General features: G+C 63.2%; 17 protein-coding genes. 7 read left to right on the top strand and 10 right to left on the bottom strand.

All coding sequences use genetic code 11. The annotated features are described in order from the left end of the window. Positions 1-194: 194 nt before the first annotated feature. Entirely contained in the window at positions 195-1,376 is a 1,182-nt protein-coding gene (locus VC352_RS04340) for a CaiB/BaiF CoA-transferase family protein (protein WP_322978356.1), read from the bottom strand. A gap of 967 nt (positions 1,377-2,343) precedes the next feature. After that, positions 2,344-3,666 (bottom strand): dicarboxylate/amino acid:cation symporter, encoded by a 1,323-nt coding sequence (locus VC352_RS04345; RefSeq protein WP_322978357.1) that lies wholly within the window; start codon positions 3,664-3,666, stop codon positions 2,344-2,346. Between the two features lie 340 nt (positions 3,667-4,006). Between VC352_RS04345 and VC352_RS04350 the strand changes: the two genes are divergently transcribed. Next, positions 4,007-5,002 (top strand): AraC family transcriptional regulator, encoded by a 996-nt coding sequence (locus tag VC352_RS04350; RefSeq protein WP_322978358.1) that lies wholly within the window; start codon positions 4,007-4,009, stop codon positions 5,000-5,002. Positions 5,003-5,005: 3 nt separating this feature from the next. On the opposite strand, the gene VC352_RS04355 is transcribed toward VC352_RS04350, so the two are convergent. The 6 genes from VC352_RS04355 to VC352_RS04380 form a co-directional block, all read right to left on the bottom strand. Next, complete coding sequence (locus VC352_RS04355) at positions 5,006-7,201, bottom strand: OsmC domain/YcaO domain-containing protein (protein WP_322978359.1); 2,196 nt, start codon at positions 7,199-7,201, stop codon at positions 5,006-5,008. A 176-nt stretch (positions 7,202-7,377) separates the two neighbouring features. After that, positions 7,378-8,763 (bottom strand): ATP-binding protein, encoded by a 1,386-nt coding sequence (locus VC352_RS04360; RefSeq protein ID WP_322978360.1) that lies wholly within the window; start codon positions 8,761-8,763, stop codon positions 7,378-7,380. Beyond that, a complete protein-coding gene (locus VC352_RS04365; RefSeq protein WP_322978361.1) occupies positions 8,760-9,437 on the bottom strand; it encodes a response regulator transcription factor in 678 nt (225 codons plus the stop codon). The genes VC352_RS04360 and VC352_RS04365 overlap by 4 nt, the downstream gene beginning before the upstream one ends. Positions 9,438-9,506: 69 nt before the next feature. After that, positions 9,507-10,112 (bottom strand): hypothetical protein, encoded by a 606-nt coding sequence (locus VC352_RS04370; RefSeq protein ID WP_322978362.1) that lies wholly within the window; start codon positions 10,110-10,112, stop codon positions 9,507-9,509. Between the two features lie 114 nt (positions 10,113-10,226). Further along, the gene (locus VC352_RS04375; protein ID WP_322978363.1) at positions 10,227-11,399 is read right to left on the bottom strand and encodes an MFS transporter; all 1,173 of its coding nucleotides are present in this window, start codon (positions 11,397-11,399) and stop codon (positions 10,227-10,229) included. 95 nt (positions 11,400-11,494) lie between these two features. Beyond that, positions 11,495-11,959, bottom strand: a complete 465-nt coding sequence (locus VC352_RS04380) for a TlpA disulfide reductase family protein (RefSeq protein ID WP_322978364.1) — start codon at positions 11,957-11,959, stop codon at positions 11,495-11,497. Between the two features lie 30 nt (positions 11,960-11,989). Between VC352_RS04380 and VC352_RS04385 the strand changes: the two genes are divergently transcribed. Beyond that, the gene (locus VC352_RS04385) at positions 11,990-13,396 is read left to right on the top strand and encodes a PilZ domain-containing protein (RefSeq protein ID WP_322978365.1); all 1,407 of its coding nucleotides are present in this window, start codon (positions 11,990-11,992) and stop codon (positions 13,394-13,396) included. Between the two features lie 140 nt (positions 13,397-13,536). Then, complete coding sequence (locus VC352_RS04390; protein WP_322978366.1) at positions 13,537-13,932, top strand: hypothetical protein; 396 nt, start codon at positions 13,537-13,539, stop codon at positions 13,930-13,932. A gap of 5 nt (positions 13,933-13,937) precedes the next feature. On the opposite strand, the gene VC352_RS04395 is transcribed toward VC352_RS04390, so the two are convergent. Then, on the bottom strand, positions 13,938-14,129 hold the full coding sequence (locus VC352_RS04395) for a hypothetical protein (protein WP_322978367.1): 192 nt from the start codon (positions 14,127-14,129) through the stop codon (positions 13,938-13,940). Positions 14,130-14,273: 144 nt separating this feature from the next. Further along, on the bottom strand, positions 14,274-15,509 hold the full coding sequence (locus tag VC352_RS04400; protein ID WP_322978368.1) for a virulence factor BrkB family protein: 1,236 nt from the start codon (positions 15,507-15,509) through the stop codon (positions 14,274-14,276). 201 nt (positions 15,510-15,710) lie between these two features. On the opposite strand from VC352_RS04400, the gene arsC reads away from it, so the two are divergent. The 4 genes from arsC to VC352_RS04420 are packed head-to-tail and all read left to right on the top strand — an operon-like array spanning position 15,711 to position 17,747. Then, entirely contained in the window at positions 15,711-16,064 is a 354-nt protein-coding gene (gene arsC / locus VC352_RS04405; RefSeq protein WP_322978369.1) for an arsenate reductase (glutaredoxin), read from the top strand. Then, positions 16,061-16,657: an NAD(P)H:quinone oxidoreductase gene (gene wrbA / locus VC352_RS04410; RefSeq protein ID WP_322978370.1), complete on the top strand. Its 597-nt coding sequence runs from the start codon at positions 16,061-16,063 to the stop codon at positions 16,655-16,657. The genes arsC and wrbA overlap by 4 nt, the downstream gene beginning before the upstream one ends. A gap of 2 nt (positions 16,658-16,659) precedes the next feature. After that, entirely contained in the window at positions 16,660-17,070 is a 411-nt protein-coding gene (locus VC352_RS04415) for a DUF2069 domain-containing protein (RefSeq protein WP_322978371.1), read from the top strand. Next, on the top strand, positions 17,070-17,747 hold the full coding sequence (locus VC352_RS04420) for an alpha/beta fold hydrolase (protein WP_322978372.1): 678 nt from the start codon (positions 17,070-17,072) through the stop codon (positions 17,745-17,747). The genes VC352_RS04415 and VC352_RS04420 overlap by 1 nt, the downstream gene beginning before the upstream one ends. Positions 17,748-17,811 lie beyond the last annotated feature (64 nt).

Raw genomic sequence — 17,811 nt, forward strand, 5'->3', positions numbered from 1 at the left:
GAAAAGGATTGATCAACAAGAAAAGGACAAACGAGTCATCACAGCAAGACTCAGACCAGAAATCATCAAATGCCTCTATCTCAGCCTATACAGCGGAGATCCATCTCTTCGTTGGACGCAGACGCGCACCGCATCAGGACATCGTCGTTTCCGAAACGCCCAATTCGGTGCGGGCTGTTACGCCCGCCCCTGAATCAGCCAAACACCCGTGCCTTGCGCAGCGCCTCGATGCGCGCATCATCAAACCCCAGCTCCGCCAGCACCTGCTCGGTATGTGCACCCACGGCGGCGCCGACATGGCGGGGCGGCGGCAGACCATCGGAGAACTTCAATGGGCAGGCCAACTGAGGCTGCGCCGACAGATTCTCACGCGGCACCTCGGTAACCAGGCCACGCGCCTGAATCTGCGGGTGCTGCAGGGCTTCGGACAGCGGCAGCAACGGCTCCACGCAGGCATCGAGCCCAGCGAAGCGCTCGCACCAGTCGGCGAAGTCACGCTTCTCGAACTCGATTTCGATCTCACGCTTGAGTGCACGCTGATCCTCGGGCTTCTGCGACAAGCCACGCGCCGCCAACTCCGGTCGGCCGATGGCCTGACAGAACGCCTGCATGAACTGCGGCTCCAGGCTGCCCACGGAGAACCAGCGGCCATCGCGGGTGCGGTAATAGTCATAGAAGCTGCCGCCATTGAGCGCCTGGTTTTCCATGGCCGGCTCCACACCGGCGCCCAGATACCCAGCCCCCGCCATGCCATGCAGGCTGAAGGCGCAATCGGTCATGCTTACGTCCACCTGCTGCCCCTTGCCGGTCACCTGACGCTGCACCACGGCAGCCAGCAAGCCGATCACGCCATGCAGCGAGCCGCCAGCGAGATCCGCTAGTTGCACGCCCAGCGGCAGCGGGCCACTGTCGCGACGCCCGGTGTAACTGGCGATGCCGGACAACGCCAGGTAGTTGATGTCATGCCCGGCACGGTCGCGATAGGGGCCGGTCTGCCCATAACCGGTGATGGAGACGTAGATCAGCCGTGGATTGATCGCCTTGAGCGCCTCATAGCCGACGCCCAGCTTGTCCATCACGCCGGGGCGAAACTGTTCGAGCACGATGTCGTAGTCCGCCACCAACTGGCGCACCACCTCCACGGCCTCAGGACGTTTGAGATCGAGGGCAATGCTGCGTTTGTTGCGATTGAGGTAGGCGTGGCTGGTGGACGTGCCACCATCATGCGGCGGCAGTACGCGCACCAGATCCATCCGCGTGGGCGACTCGACGCGCAACACCTCGGCGCCCATGTCGGCCAGCAGCAAGGAGGCGAAGGGCCCTGGTAGCAGGGTGGAAAAGTCGAGGATTTTCAGCGATGACAACGGCCCGGACATGATGCCTCCGATGAATTGCGGACGGCCAGTGTGACGCTGCACGCCAGCCTGCATTGACGCAGCTTAGGCAGCGGCACGTCGCCACTCAATGACACTTGCGCTCAAACGGCATGACCTCAAAGCTCGCCAAGCCCGCGGCTTATGGTCGGGATGGAATAGTAATTGAAGAGGCTTTCGCATCTTTTGGTGGACTGATTGCTTAATGCCGGACTGGCAAGTTGTTGGCTTCAGTGCTCAAGCTGCTTATCGGTGTTTCGATGATGTTTTTGGTTTCGCCTTCCCAGGCGAGTCACTTTTGCGGGCAAAAGTAACCAAAACCCTCCGCCCGTTCATCCGGCCCTGGCTGCGCCAGGGTTCGTTCACTCCATCGCCGCTCCAGAGGCCCGCCACGATGGGCCATCCATGGCCCTCCGTGGCTCTCGCGACATCCTGTCGCTCGACCTCTTCCACGACGACTCCGTTCGCCCTCCTGGGCGGGCTCTGCACGCGCCTGAACCAGCGGTAACCCAGAGGCTGTTCGGAGTGGTCTAGCAGGAGCAAGAGCAACCGACATGACTACGTAGTTAAACCAATAGTTTCAGGCGCGCGAATGGCCCCTTCAGGAGGGAGAGAGGAATCGTTGTGTAGAGGGTTGAGCGGCATGGATGCCGCGAGAGCTGCGATGGGCCAGGGATGGCCCTTCGCAGCGTACCCTCGGAGCAACGATGGAGCGAACGAACCCCGGCGCAGCCGGGGCCGGATGATGGGGTGCGCTTTCTTTTGCTTACTTTTCTTTGCGCACTTCAAAGAAAAGTGAGTCGCCCGAGGGGGCGAAACCCGGAATATCCGAAACACCCAAAGCGGCGTTCAGAACACCAACGCAAGCCATCAAGATCACACAAACTTGCCAGCCCAATCTTAGCCCCAATAAAAAGCCCGCCGAAATGGGCGGGCTGGAAACACTCCAGTGCGTGGCAGGAGCGAAAACTTAAGCGGTTTCGCGCGAAACGACAGCCGGACTTTCAGCTACAGGTACGTTACGTCCACCATCCGCCAGCTCACGCTGCAGCGTGTCCTCATCGAGCTCCTTGCACCACTTGGCAACCACGATGGTGGCCACGCCATTGCCGATCAGGTTGGTCAACGCACGCGCCTCGGACATGAAGCGGTCGATGCCGAGAATCAGCGCCAGGCCAGCCACCGGCAGGTGACCGACTGCCGACAGCGTGGCAGCCAGCACGATGAAACCGCTGCCGGTCACGCCCGCCGCGCCCTTGGACGCCACCAGCAATACCAGCAACAAGGTGATCTGATGGGTGATGTCCATCGGCGTATCGGTCGCCTGGGCGATGAACACCGCCGCCATGGTCAGGTAGATCGAGGTACCGTCGAGGTTGAAGGAGTAGCCGGTGGGAATCACCAGGCCGACCACCGACTTGTTGGCACCGAGCTTTTCCATCTTGCTCAGCATGCGCGGCAGTGCCGATTCGGAGGACGAGGTGCCGAGCACGATCATCAGCTCCTCACGGATGTAGCGAATGAAGCGCAGGATGCTGAAACCATGGGCGCGGGCGATGCCGCCCAGCACCACCAGAACGAAGAACACGCAGGTGATGTAGAAGCACATCATCAGTTGCCCCAGCTGTACCAGCGAGCCAACACCGTACTGGCCGATGGTGAAGGCCATGGCGCCGAAGGCACCGAGCGGCGCGACCTTCATGATCATGTTGATCACGCCGAACATGACGTGGGCAATGCGGTCGATGAACTCCAGCACCGGTTTACCGTAGTCGCCCATACGCTGCAGGGCGAAGGCGAACAGCACGGAGAAGAACAGCACCTGGAGGATGTCGCCATTGGCGAAGGCACCGACCACGGTGTTGGGGATCACGTTGAGCAGGAAGCCGATGGTGCTCTGCTGCTCGCCTGCCGACGCGAAGGCGGCGATCTTGCTGGCATCCAGGGTGTTCGGGTCAACGTGCATGCCGGCCCCCGGCTGAAGGACGTTGACCACCACCAGGCCGACGATCAGGGCGATGGTGGAGACCACCTCGAAGTACATGAGCGCGTAGCCGCCCGTACGACCGACCGCCTTCATGTCCTGCATGCCGGCGATGCCGCTGACCACGGTGCAGAAGATGATGGGCGCGATGACCATCTTGATCAGCTTGACGAAACCGTCGCCGAGCGGCTTCAGCGCAACACCGGTTTCCGGAGAGAAGTGACCGAGCAGAATGCCCACGGCAATGGCGAACAGCACCTGCACGTAGAGCATCTTGTAGAAGGGTTGGCGGGCGACGGCAGTCGTCATGGCAGTACCTCAATGACTCATGGCAGCATCCGCAGCGCACCATGAAGCCTTGCATAAGCGATGGCCCTCCATCCGGAGGGTTTTATTGTCGAGGTGCGCCCTGCGCACCCTTGAGCGCCTTATCGCAAACGCCATGCCATAGATTACAAAATATTAAATCCCCTTATTTTCAAAGGCTTGCAGAAGCTTATCGCCCACGGCGCACGTCAGCGGCTGGCGGTTTTCCGCACGCCCTCTCTTCACGCCTGGCGGATATCCCACTGCAAACCCCACGACGAACCGACTTGTTCGCCGCCACCACCGATGGCTACCATCGGCGACAAACAACAACGAGCACGCCATGCGCGAACGCACCATTGCCAGCCACTTCGTCCGGGCCGCCCTGCGCGGCGCTCAGCGTCATGGCCTGCCCTGCGACGGCATCCTGCGCGAGGCCGGCATTCAACCGGCCATCCTGAGTGAAGGCCGCGCGCGCATCGCCCCCGAGCAGTTCGCACGGCTGATACAACGGCTCTGGGAAACACTGGACGACGAATACCTGGGCTTCGGCAAACAGCCGAGCAAGCGCGGCACCTTCGCCATGATGGGCCACGCCATCATTCACTGCCGCACGCTGGAAAAGGCCTTGGGGCGCGGCGCCCTGTTCTATGGGCTGTTCCCCGATGCGCCGCGCATCGCGCTGCAGATCGAAGGGGATTGGGCCCGCTTGAGCGTGGACGACAGCGCACTATGGGATCCGGATCACTTCCTGCTGGAAAGCCTGCTGGTGATCTGGCATCGCCTCGGCAGTTGGCTGATCGGCCAGCGCATCCGCCTGGAGGAAGCCACTTTCGCCTACGCCGAGCCTGAACATGCGGCCGAGTACGACCTGCTATTCCCCTGCGCCAGGCGCTTCAGTGCCGGGCGCAACAGTCTGCTGTTCCATGCCCGCTACCTGGATATGCCGCTACTGCAGGACGAGCGCACACTCAAGCAGTTTCTCCTGTACTCCCCTGCCGACCTGCTGGCCCGCCCGGATGGCGGTGACAGCCTGATCAGCCAGATTCGCCGTCTGCTCGGCCGCGATTGCCGCACCTGGCCCGACCTGGAGCAGGTCGCGCACAGGCTGCACACCAGCCCGCAGACCTTGCGCCGGCATCTGCGCGAGGAAGGCAGCAGCTTTCAGGAACTCAAGGATCACCTGCGCCGCGACCTGGCCATCTACCACCTGGGCCGCGACGAGCTGAGCATCCAGGTCATCGCCGAGCAGCTCGGGTTTTCCGAACCATCGGCGTTCCACCGCGCCTTCAAGAAGTGGACGGGGCTGACGCCCGGCGCCTATCGGGCCGCCCAGTAGCGATCAGCTCAAACCAGCAGCGCGCGCACGGGCGGCGTGCAGTTTCTTGTAGCTGTCGATCAGGCGCTGGTGCTTGTCCAGACCTTCCAGCGCCAGGCTGGTCGGGGTCAGGCCATGGAAGCGCACGCTGCCATCTACCGAGCCAATCACCGCGTCCATGCGCTCGTTGCCAAACATGCGCCGCAGGTTGTGCTCGTAGTTGGCCAGCTCCAGCTCGTCGTCCAGCTGGATCTCCAGCACTGCGTTGACCGCCTGGTAGAACAGGCCACGCTCGACGGTGTTGTCGTTGTACTGCAGGAAGGCTTCGACCAGTTCCTTGGCGTCGTCGTATTTCTTCAGCGCCAGGTTGATCAGCAGCTTAAGCTCAAGAATGGTCAACTGGCCCCACACCGTGTTGTCGTCGAACTCGACGCCGATCAGCGTGGTGATGTCGGTGTAGTCGTCGACCTCGGTGTTGTTGAGGTTGCGCAGCAGCGACTTCAGCTCGCGGTCGCTGAGGGCATGCAGGTTGAGGATGTCCTTGCGAAACAGCAGCGCCTTGTTGGTGTTGTCCCAGATCAGATCCTCGACCGGGTAGATCTCCGAGTAGCCCGGCACCAGGATGCGGCAGGCGTTGGCGCCGAGGTCATCGTAGGTGGCCACGTAGACTTCCTTGCCCATGTCTTCGAGGATACCGAACAGGGTCGCGGCTTCCTGCTCGTTGGAATCGCTGCCTTCACCGGAGAAATCCCACTCGACGAATTCGAAGTCCGGCGTGGTGCCGAAGAAGCGCCACGACACCACGCCGCTGGAGTCGATGAAATGCTCGACGAAGTTGTTCGGCTCGGTCAGCGCCAGGCTGTCGAAGGTCGGCTGCGGCAGGTCATTGAGGCCCTCGAAGCTGCGGCCCTGCAGCAGCTCGGTGAGGCTGCGCTCCAGCGCCACTTCCAGGCTCGGATGGGCGCCGAAGGAGGCGAACACGCCGCCGGTGCGCGGGTTCATCAGGGTCACGCACATCACCGGGAATTCACCGCCGAGCGAGGCATCCTTGACCAGCACCGGGAAGCCTTGCTCCTCCAGGCCCTGGATGCCAGCGACGATGCCGGGGTACTTGGCCAGCACGTCTTGCGGCACGTCCGGCAGGCACAGCTCGCCTTCGAGAATTTCACGTTTTACCGCCCGCTCGAAAATCTCCGACAGGCACTGCACCTGGGCCTCGGCCAGGGTGTTGCCAGCGCTCATGCCGTTGGAGAGATACAGGTTCTCGATCAGGTTGGAGGGGAAATACACCGTCTCGCCATCGCTCTGGCGTACGAAGGGCAGCGAGCAGATGCCGCGCACAGTGTTGCCCGAGTTGGTGTCGTACAGGTGCGAGCCGCGCAGTTCGCCATCCGGGTTGTAGATGGCCAGGCAATGCTCGTCGAGAATCTCTTCGGGCAGTGCATCCTTCGGCCCTGGCTTGAACCAGCGCTCGTTGGGGTAATGGACGAACTCGGCGCTGGCGATGTCTTCGCCCCAGAACTGGTCGTTGTAGAAGAAGTTGCAGTTCAGCCGTTCGATGAACTCGCCGAGCGCCGAGGCCAGGGCGCTTTCCTTGGTCGATCCCTTGCCGTTGGTGAAGCACAGGTTCGACTGCGCATCGCGAATGTGCAGCGACCAGACGTTGGGCACGATGTTGCGCCAGGAGGCGATCTCGATCTTCATGCCCAGATCCGCGAGGATGCCCGACATATTGGCGATGGTCTGCTCCAGCGGCAGATCCTTGCCCGGGATGTAGGTGGTGGTATCGGACACCGGCATCAGCAGCGCCTGGGCGTCGGCGTCGAGGTTTTCCACCTCCTCGATGATGAACTCGGGGCCCTGCTGCACCACCTTCTTCACGGTGCAGCGGTCGATGGAGCGCAGGATGCCCAGGCGATCCTTCTCGGAAATGTCCGCCGGCAGCTCGACCTGAATCTTGAAGATCTGCGCGTAGCGGTTCTCCGGGTCGACGATGTTGTTCTGCGACAGGCGAATGTTCTCGGTAGGGATGTCGCGGGTCTGGCAGTACAGCTTGACGAAGTAAGCCGCGCACAGCGCCGAGGAGGCCAGGAAGTAGTCGAACGGCCCCGGCGCCGAACCGTCGCCCTTGTAGCGGATCGGCTGATCGGCGATCACCGTGAAGTCATCGAACTTGGCTTCGAGGCGAAGATTGTCGAGAAAGTTGACCTTGATTTCCATGGAGCGGCACCGGCAAGCGAAACGAAATGGCCGCCATTATCCGGGTTTTGCTTCGGATGTCTTGCGCCATGCGCCAAAGGGCGGGCAATCGGAGCGGTCGCGGCTGAAGCCCCTCCCACATCGAACCGACACCGTGGGAGGCGCTTCAGCGGCGACTCATTGGCAAGCAGCCCGCCTCAGTCGTACAGGCGCACACGGAAGCAGGCCCCGCCGAGTTCGGAATCTTCCAGGCTCAGCTCGCCGTCGTAGCTCTCGACGATGTCCTCGACCACGGCCAGGCCGATCCCCTGCCCCGGGTTCTGCACGTCCAGGCGCTCGCCACGCTGCAGCACGCGTGCACGCTGGTCAGTTGGCACGCCGGGGCCATCGTCCTCGATGGTCAGCAGACAGCCGCCCGGCAGCGGCGCCAAGCGCACCCGCACCTGGCGCAGGCACAGGCGATAGGCGTTCTCCAGCAGGTTGCCGAGCAGTTCCATCAACGCCCCACGCTCCATGGTGATCTGGCTGTGCTCGGGTACATCGAGGGTCGTCTCGACCTGTTTGTCGCGGTACACCTTGGCCAGCGAGCGACACAGGCCGTCAAGCAAGGGCCAGACCTGCTCGCGATGGCGCACCAGGCCGCTGCGGCGCAGGCTGGCACGCTGCAGCTGATAGCCGACCTGCTGGCTCATGCGCTCGATCTGCGCCTGCATCAGCAGCGCCTGCTCACGATTTTCCGGCTGCGCGGTGAGGGTTTCGCCAATGCCCTGCAAGACGCTGAGTGGCGTCTTCAGGCTGTGCGCGAGATCCTCCAGGGAGTCGCGATAGCGCTCACGCTGACGCCGCTCGCTGTCGAGCAGGCGGTTGAGGGAGTTGGTCAGGCGCAGCAGTTCGCGCGGATGGTCGTCACTGAGGCGCTGGCGGGTTCCCGCCTCGACGCCATCGAGTTCATCGCTCAAGCCGCGCAGGCTGCGAAAGCCCCAGGTCAGACCGAACCAAAGCAACCCCAGCAGCACCATCAGCGCCAGCCCCAGCCACAGGCGCAATTGCCAGGCGAAGCCATTGAACAGCGTCTGGTACTCACGCGTCGGTTGCATGGTGACGATGCTCAGCGCCGTTTCATCGCCGCGCAGCAGATCCACCTCGATGTCGTAGACGAAGTACTCCTGGCCGTTGTTGTCGTCACGCACCCGCACGAATTCGTGGCCGCGGCCGTCATACTGCGGCAGGTAACGCACCAGTTCGTCCTGGGAAGAGCGCGAGCGCCAGATCAGCTTGCCGTCGCGGTCGAAGATGAAACCGAGCAGGTGCGAGTCGAGGTTGTCGAATTCCTCGTCCGGCATCTTGTCCGGCATATGCAATTGGCCGTCATGGATGCGCGCTGCTGAAATCAGCGCTGCCGCATCGGAGGCCAGGCGCTTCTCCACGGTCTGTTCCAGGGCCATCATGAACACGCCCTGCAACACCGGCATCAGCAACAGCATGAACAGCACCGCCAGGGCAGCGGTGCCCAACATCAGGCGTAAACGCAAGGAACGGAAGCGAGCCCGCAGCGTGCGCAGAATGATGCGCGCACGCCTCACTTGCAGCGCTCGTTGAACAGGTAGCCCTGGCCACGCACGGTTTCGATCAGCTTGCTGTCCAGCGCACCTTCGAGTTTGCGGCGCAGGCGCCCGACCAATACTTCGATGACGTTCGGGTCGCGCTCGTCATCGCCAGGGTAGAGCTGCTCCATCAGGCGCTCCTTGGCAACCACCTGCTGATGATGCAGCATGAGGTATTCGAGGATGCGGTATTCGTAGGCGGTCAATTGCAGCGACTGCTCGTCGACGGTCGCCTGCTTGCGGTTGAGATCGAGCACCAGACTGCCGGCCTCTATGGTCGACTTGGTGAAGCCCGAGGAACGCCGCAGCAAGGCGTTGAGGCGCGCCTCCAGCTCCTCGAACTGGAACGGTTTGACCAGGTAATCATCGGCCCCGCAGGACAACCCTTCCACCTTGTCCTGCCAGTTGCCACGGGCGGTGAGAATCAGGATCGGGAAATGCTTGTCCTGGCTGCGCAACTGACGAATCAGGTCGATGCCACTCATGCCCGGCAGACCAAGATCGACCAGGGCCAGATCATGGTTGAAGTTCTCGGCACGATACAGCGCTTCCTCGGCGGTACGCACGGCATCGACCACATGGCCGTTCTCACTGAGGCGAGTGAACAAATGGTGACGCAGCAGCGCCTCGTCCTCGACCACCAGCAATTTCATGACGCGCTCCCCTCTTTCTAGTTGTACGAAGGCCGGGCATGCGCCCGGCCCGTGAACGAATGCCTCGGATCAGAAGGCGTAGTTGGCACCGAGGTAGAACTGCGAACTGCTGTGCAGATCCAGCGACCCGGCCTTGCCCTCACCGTGCGGCGCCAATTCGGTACTGGCGTTGGTGCGCAGGTAGCGATACCCGCCTTCGATCGAAGTATTGCTGCCCAGTTCCTGCACGATACCCGCCTGCAGGCCGGCGGCCAAACCTACGTCACTGTCACGGGAGAAGCCGGGGCTTTCCTGCTCCAGTTTGACCAGGCCGGCACTGACGCCACCGAACAGCTTGGTGCCGTTGTCACCCAATGGCAGAAACTTGTCGTAGCTGGCCAACAGGTTCTGCTGGCGCAGCTTGTAGCCTCCGTGGCTGTCGGAGAAATTCTCGTAGCCGAGGTAGTAGCGCCCGTCAGCCTGCTGCTGTCCGACACGTACCCCCCAGGTGCCGGTACCATCGATCACCTTGTCCAGGCTGGGATCATCGAGATTGGCGTTCAGCGCGTGGGACTTCTGAATGTTGTTGCTGGTCTGCCCCCAGGTCAGGCCCAGGAAGTTTTCATCCGCCTTGGCGGCGGTAGCACCCAGTGCCAGGCAAGTCGTCAGCGCGATGCGGTTCAGAATGACTTTCATCGAAGCGTTCCTCTCGTTGCGGTTGCGATCAACTCGCCAACGAGTCTGGGCGAAGACTACTGAATCCCTGCTGAACCCTCCTTGAACCTGCACTGAACGGCTGGCATTCCCTCGTTACAAGCGTCGCACCAGCACCGCCGCGAGCAGAAACAGGGCCGCCAATACGGCCAGCAATGCCAACCAGCCGGCATGCTCCCAGACGTAACCGCCCAGGTAACCCACCAGGCTCGAGCCCAGGTAATAGGCGCACAGATAAAGCGCCGACGCCTGCGCTTTGGCACCCTGCGCATGCACGCCAACCTGCCCGCTGGCCACTGCATGGGCCGCGAAGAAGCCCAGGGTGAATAGCGCCAGCCCCGCCACAGCGGCGCTCAGCCAGGGCGTGGCGCACAGGGCAACGCCCAGTAGCATCAGTGCGATGCCGCCGAGCAGCACCTGACGGGCACCGAAACGCGGCACCAGCCGCCCCGCCCAACCGGCACTGAGGATGCCCAACAGATAAACCACGAACAGCAGACCGATGACCGTCGCCGAGAGATTGAACGGCGCAGCGGCCAGGCGAAAGCCGACATAGTTGAACAGCGCGACGAAGCCGCCCATCAACAAAAACGCCAGGGCGAACAGCAGGCGCAGACGTGGATTGCCCAGGTGCATGGCGAAGTTGCGCGACAGCCCACGCAGCGACAGCGGCTGTGCCGTGAAATGCCGCGAAGGCGGCAACAGCCAGACGAACAGCCCCAACACCAGCAGCCCCAGCCCGGCGATACCACCGAGCGCCCAGGGCCAGCCACCGAGATCGCTGAGCAAGCCCGCCAGCAGCCGACCCAACAGACCGCCAAGAGCCGTGCCGCCGATATACAGGCCCATCGCCGCAGGCAGCGACTCCGGCGCGAACTCCTCACCGACATACGCCATGGCCAGCGCCGGCAGGCCGCTCAGCGCCAGGCCCAGCAGCGCACGCAGAATCAGCAGACTGTTCCATTGCTCCACCCAGGCGCAGGCGATGCCGAGCACTGCCGCCAGCCCCAACGCGGCCACCATTACCGGCTTGCGCCCCCAGCTTTCGGCCAGGGCGCCGGAAACCAGCAGGCACAGCGCCAGACTCAGGGTGGTCAGCGACAACGCCAGGCTGCTGCTGGCCGCCGACACGCGAAAGTGCGCCGCCAGCAACGGCAGCAGCGGCTGGACGCAGTAGAGCATGGCGAAGGTGGCGAAACCGGCGCAGAACAGCGCCAGCGTGGCACGCCGATAAGCGGCGGTACCACGAACGAGGTGGGTGGCGGACATCGAAGCGACTCTTGCAACTCGGCTCAGGAACGAACGAGGCAAAATCTTAGCATGCTATCGATATCCGCGACTGTCCGTCGCAGGTGTTTCTCCGCTTATTGCCCGCGCAGGCGCTGCAAATGAGCCTGCAGACCGGCCGCGGTCTGCTCGCCGAGCAGGCGTTCGCGCAGCTTGCCATGCTCATCGATGATGTAGGTCACCGGCAAGGCGTCGTTGTGCGGCAAGGCGAAGCGCGGCGCGGGATCCTGCGCCAGTACGGTGAACTGGATGTCGAAGGTATCGGTGGCATGCTTGAGATCCTCGCCCTGCAAGCCATCGAAGTTGACCCCGATGACGCGCGCGCCCTTCCCCTCCAGGGATTTGGCCAGCGCGTTGAGCTCGGGGATTTCGGTGCGACAGGGCGCACACCACTCGGCCCAATAATTGATGACCAGCCACTGGCCATCGAGGCTGTCAGCCGTTACCTTTCGTCCATGCTGATCCGGCCCAAAGTCCTCGCTGCAAGCGGCCAGCAACAGACCTGCGCAGATACCCATCACCATCTTGCTGAGAGAGCCCATGCCCTCGATCCTCGTGCTTCCGGGGTTGATATGACGCTGGATGCCCTACGCCTGGAAGTCCCGGAGATTCGCGCAGATGGCAGCGGCGTACCGGCGGATCTGGTCGAACAACTGGCCCAGGCGCGCCAGCAGGATCTGGGCAGCGCACTGCAACGAATCGTGGGCCTGCTGTTCAACCTCAACCGCAGCGTGGTGACCTTACTGGAAAGGCAACGCGCGCTGCAAAGCTTCAGTGACGAATTTCGCCACTATGCCGCCCTCACCGATGCAGGCAGCACGCCAGACAACCTGTTCGTGCGCCTGTGCCGAGAACTGGCGATCGGCTTCAAACGTCTGCTGCTGCAGATCCTCCAGGGACGTCAGCCATCACGCCCGCACCTGGCCTGGTGCCTGTACATGGCGCAGCACTTTCTCGCCCAGCAGATGCTGCGTCATTACCAGCTGTATCAGGAGCCACCGGCGTCGGTCTGGCGTGACAGCCACCTGCTGTACTGGATCGGCGAGCATCAGCAATGCCTGGACGAACCCATCGCCGCCGCCTTTCAGCCCAGGCCAGCCAGCACCCTGCGCGGGCTCTATCAGCAAAGCCTGCTGCTGGCCCTGAGCAATCCGTTCCACCTGGCCGAAGGTGAATGCCTGCTGCTGTTCGCCGCGCTCTCCCCTTACGCCGGTCTGGCACGACTGCTCGACTGGGAAGAAGACGAGGAAAGCGACGACCCGGTGGTCGATCTCAGCCAGTCACAGGCCTGCCTGAGCATGGATCAGCAAGCACAGGGCAGCGCGCAAAATCTGCGCCGCCTGGAACTGGGCGCCCTGCTGATCGCCCTGAATGAGCCGGCGCCCCTGCAAAGCCAGGCGGAACATGAGTTGCTGGCACGTGTTCATCATCACTGGCTCGGTCGTCAGCAGCGCAAACATGAACGCGCCGAACTCGACGGCCAGTGCGATCTGCTCGTTGGCCTGGCCGCGATCCATGCGCAGTTGCTCGACAAGCGGCCGCCGCGCACCGCTGCCACCCTGCTCGATGCCAGCGCCGGCGGTGCGCGCTTGCTGTGCAACGGCAACGAGGGCGCGCAAATGTGCGTCGGCCAGTTGGTGCTGCTGCTCACCAGCGGCACGCCCACCCTGGCGCTGGTGCGGTGGCGGCATCTCAACCATGAAGGTCTGCACCTGGGCCTACGCTACCTCAAGGGGTTACCTCGCCCGGTATGGTTGCGCCGCGCGCCGAGCGCTCAAACCCACCCTGGCGTGCTGCAAAGCACGCCCGCGCCAGGCAATGGCTGGCACCACGGGCTCTGGCTGCCCAGCGGTCAGTTCGTCGAAGGTGAACACCTGTGGCTGCAGTTGGCCAATGTCCACAACCAGGCGATCCTGCCGCTACCGGCCAGCAACCTGGACACGCCCGTGGTGACCCGCTACCCACTGCGGCTCAGCTGAACCAACGGCCTTACGCGCCGAATCTGCGAGACCGGTCACGCCCGGCAACGGCCGAGCGCACAGTTTGTACGGCACCCTCCTGCCTATAATTCTCGGCAAACGTGCTTTCTTTTCTCGGCCATAAGCGTGGAACTGTGCCCATGTCGCTTAACGTCCATGACAAGCTGATCGGCTCCGTGCCCGCACGGATCGTCGATGTCGCCCGCTCTCAACTGACGGCCTACGAGGGACGCGTGGCCGACTACAACATCGCCACCTGGCTGCAGTTGCCCGGTCAGGCCAACTTGCCGGTGTCGCTGCTGGTCAGTTACCGCGACGGCGAGCGGCGGCGGGAAGTCGAGGTGGATCACGGCAAGGTCAATGCACAGGGCAAGATCCTCTTGTCCGGCATTGCCCGCATGCCCTTCAAGCAGCGTATCGAAGACATGCAGGTGCGCCTGCGCTCGGCGGTGCCGGCGGCGACACTGGTGGTCGAGGAATTCTTCGTTCAGGCCGTGGAGCTGAGCAGCAGCGAGAATCGCCAGGCACTGGCCTGATCGGCTCAGCCTGGCTGCACCTTGGCGGGAGTGGGCTCGACCACCGTCTCACCACTGCCTTCCTGTGATTCGACATAAGCGAGCAGCGACTCCGGCCATTGCCTGAAGCGCAGCCCGGTGACGCGATTGAGGCGCTCCAGCGCCTCCTGCGGATCACGCTGATGCAGATGGATGACCCTTTGTCCGCGCGTTTTCATGCTTCACTGCCCACTCGATCATCCTACCCTGCTGCAACCTTAGCCAGAAGCATGCCAGCGCAGCGGTGGCCCACTGCGCTGTGTCATAGCGGCCAGAGCAGCCTGAATGCCTGGCGGAGCAACGCCGCAATCTGACATTTTCCGTCAGTGGGTCGCCTGAGATCCCTGACGCCCGGCCAGCCAGGCCGCCAGGTTGTCGCCAAACAGCTCATCCTGTTGCGCCTGCAGGGTTTGCAGGGCCTGACGCATGGCCGGATACCAGGGTTCGTCGAGGTGTTCGGGCAACTGGCGCAGATTCGGTAGCGGCCAGGGGCTGCTGGCCAGCAATTGCTGCAGGCTGAAGTGGTGCAAGTCGCGGCACAACACCCAGCCGCCGCCACTGGCACGGCAGGCGAGATGCTCCCGCTCGAGAAACGCCATGACTTCGCCCCACTCATCTTCCGGCACTCGCCAGCCCGAGCCCTGCAGATCATGGTGTTGCAACGGCTCGCCGCGCTGCTGGCGCTCCAGCAGCAAACGCAGAATGCCGAGTAACACCAGCGAGCGCGGCAGCGGGCGCCGTCGCCAGTGCTTGGGCAACGACAGGCTGCAGACCAGTTCGGCCCCCAGCAGCACGATCAGCCACGACAGGTAGATCCACAGCAGAAACAGCGGCACGGTGGCAAAGGCACCGTAGATCAGGTGGTAACCGGGAAACAGGCGTACATAAAGGCCGAACAGCGCCTTGGCGATTTCGAACAGCACCGCCGTGAACGCACCACCCAGCAGCGCGTGACGCAAGGGCACGCGGATATTGGGTACTGCCGCGTAGAGCAGCGTGAATGCCGCCACGCTCGACAGCAACGGCATGAACCGCAGCAGGGTCTTGGCCCCGAGCACCGCATCCGGCCCGGAGATCAACGACAGCGAGGTGATGTAGGTACTGACGGCAAAACCGGCGCCGAGCAACAGCGGGCCGAGGCTGAGAATCGCCCAGTACAGCAGGAAGCTGGACATACCACGTCGCGGCTGGCGTACCCGCCAGATGGCATTGAAGGTTTTCTCGATGGTCACCAGCATCAGAAAGGCCGTGACCGCCAGCACTGCGACACCGATCCAGGTCAGTTGCCGCGCCTGACCGGTGAACTCGCGCAGGTACTGCTGCACCGTCTCGCCAGTAGACGGCACGAAATTGTGGAAGATGAAGGTCTGGATATCCTCACCCACGCCCTGGAAGGCCGGGATGGCCGAGAGCATGGCGAAGGTGACGGTCATCATCGGCACCACCGCGAACAACGTGGTATAGGTCAGCGCCGCCGCACTGCTGGTGCCACGATCATCGACGAAGCGTTGCAACAGGGAGCGCCAGAAATCCAGCCAATCCCGCAGTCGATGCTGCATGCCCTCTCCTTTTGCACAACTGTGATCGACCCAGCGGGCCGCCGATGGACTGCCTTTCACGACAACCGCGCAAACCGCAGTTGCCGAACCACAATGGACAGCCCGCCGCGCGAAAAGGTCGCACCAGGCGCATGGGCGACCTTCACGTATCCACGCGGGAGGCGGTTAGAATAGCCAGCACCTCAAGCCGAATATAGTCCCATGACCGACCTGACCCTCTACCACAACCCACGCTGCTCAAAATCCCGTGGCGCGCTGGAGTTGCTCGAAGCGCGCGGCCTGCAGCCGAACGTCGTGCGTTATCTGGAAACACCGCCCAGCGCCGCCGAGCTGCGCGACCTGCTCGGAAAACTGGGCATCAGCGCCCGGCAACTGCTGCGCAGCGGCGAGGATGAGTACAAAGCACTGGGCCTGGACGATGCCAGCCTGAGCGAGGCGCAACTGATCGACGCCATGGCCAGCCATCCCAAGCTGATCGAGCGCCCCATCCTGGTCGCGGGTGGCAGAGCCGTGATCGGTCGGCCGCCGGAAAAAGTACTGGAGCTACTGGCATGAGCGCCCCCTATATCCTGGTTCTTTACTACAGCCGCCACGGCGCCACCGCGCAGATGGCCGCGCAAATCGCCCGCGGCATCGAACTGGCCGGGCTCGACGCACGCCTGCGCACGGTACCGGCGGTGTCCAGCGAATGCGAAGCCGTAGCGCCGAGCATCCCCGACGAAGGCGCCCCCTACGCCACCCTCGATGACCTGAAGAACTGCACCGGCCTGGCTCTCGGCAGCCCGACACGGTTCGGCAACATGGCCGCCCCGCTGAAGTATTTCCTCGATGGCACCAGCAACCTGTGGCTGACCGGCGAGCTGGTCGGCAAGCCGGCGGGCGTGTTCACCTCCACCGCCAGCCTGCATGGCGGCCAGGAAAGCACCCTGCTGTCGATGCTGCTGCCCCTGCTACACCACGGCATGCTGCTGTGCGGCCTGCCCTATAGTGAGTCGGCTTTGCTGCAGACCCAAGGCGGTGGCACGCCCTACGGCCCCAGCCACCATGCCGGCAGCGACGGCAAGCGTCCACTCGACGAACATGAAGTCGCCCTGTGCCGGGCCCTTGGCACGCGCCTGGCGCGCATCGCCCAGAAGCTGGAGAACTGACCGTGGCCCGTGCCAAGAAACCCCTGCCCAGCCTGCAATGGCTCGAACCGCGCATGAAACTGAGCCGCACCCTCAGCCTGTTCAGTTTCATCGCCCTGGTGCTTCTGCTGCTGATCTGGAACCTGGCTTTCGCCGATCTGCACGGTGCACGCATCGGCGTAGTGCTGGCCATCCAGCTGATCCCTTTGGCACTGCTCGCCCCTGGCCTGATCATGGGCAACGCCCGCGCGCATGCCTGGATCTGCTTCGTGGTGAACATCTACTTCATCCAGGGCGTACTCGCCGCCATCGACCCACAGCGCGCCTTGTTCGGCGCGCTGGAAGCGGTGATCAGCTTCGGCCTGTTCTGCTGCGCCCTGCTCTATACACGCTGGCGCTTCCAGTACGACCGCAAGCTGGCAGGAGAGGTCTGATGCGCCTGGTGCTGCTGCCTGGCATGAACGGCAGCAGCACTCTCCTCGGCCCCTTGCTCGACGCACTCGCGGGTATCGATTGCCAGGTTATAAACCTGCCAGCAAAGGGGCTGCAGGACTATCACAGCCTGAGCGAAGCACTTTATCCGCAGCTTGGAGGCACGCCCTTCGTGCTGCTGGGTGAGTCGTTTTCCGGCCCACTCGCTTACCGGCTTGCCCTACGCCAACCAACGGGTCTGCGCGGTGTGATCTTCGCCGCCTCGTTTCTGACCCGACCCAATGCCGCTCTGCCACTGTTCAGGCACCTGCCCATGCCGCTGGCACTCGCCACGCAGCCCTGGCTGCTGCGCGCGCTGTGCCTGGATAAGGCGGCAGAAGAAGAGATCCTGGAACGGGTGCTGTGGGAAGTTCGCCGGCTGGATCAAAAACTGCTGCGCGCACGACTCACCACTCTGGCCCGCCTGCAAGCACCGACGCAGGCACTGGATCTACCCTGCCTGCACCTATGGCCCCTGCAGGATCGCCTGGTCGCCAGCGCAGCCGCTGAACGGCTGCCCCAGTTCTGCAGCGATATCCGCCAGATTCGCCTGAATGGCCCGCACTTCATCCTGCAGACGCAGCCAAAGGCCTGCGCCGAGGCAATCGCCGAGTTCATGCAGGAACTGGGCGCGAGCTAGAAAGCCCTGGAGCGCGCCATGAATGTAGGAGCGAGCTCTGCTCGCGAAGCGCCTGTGCAGCTAA

The sequence above is a fragment of the Pseudomonas sp. C11 genome (assembly GCF_034683865.1).
In the GTDB taxonomy this organism is placed as follows: domain Bacteria; phylum Pseudomonadota; class Gammaproteobacteria; order Pseudomonadales; family Pseudomonadaceae; genus Aquipseudomonas.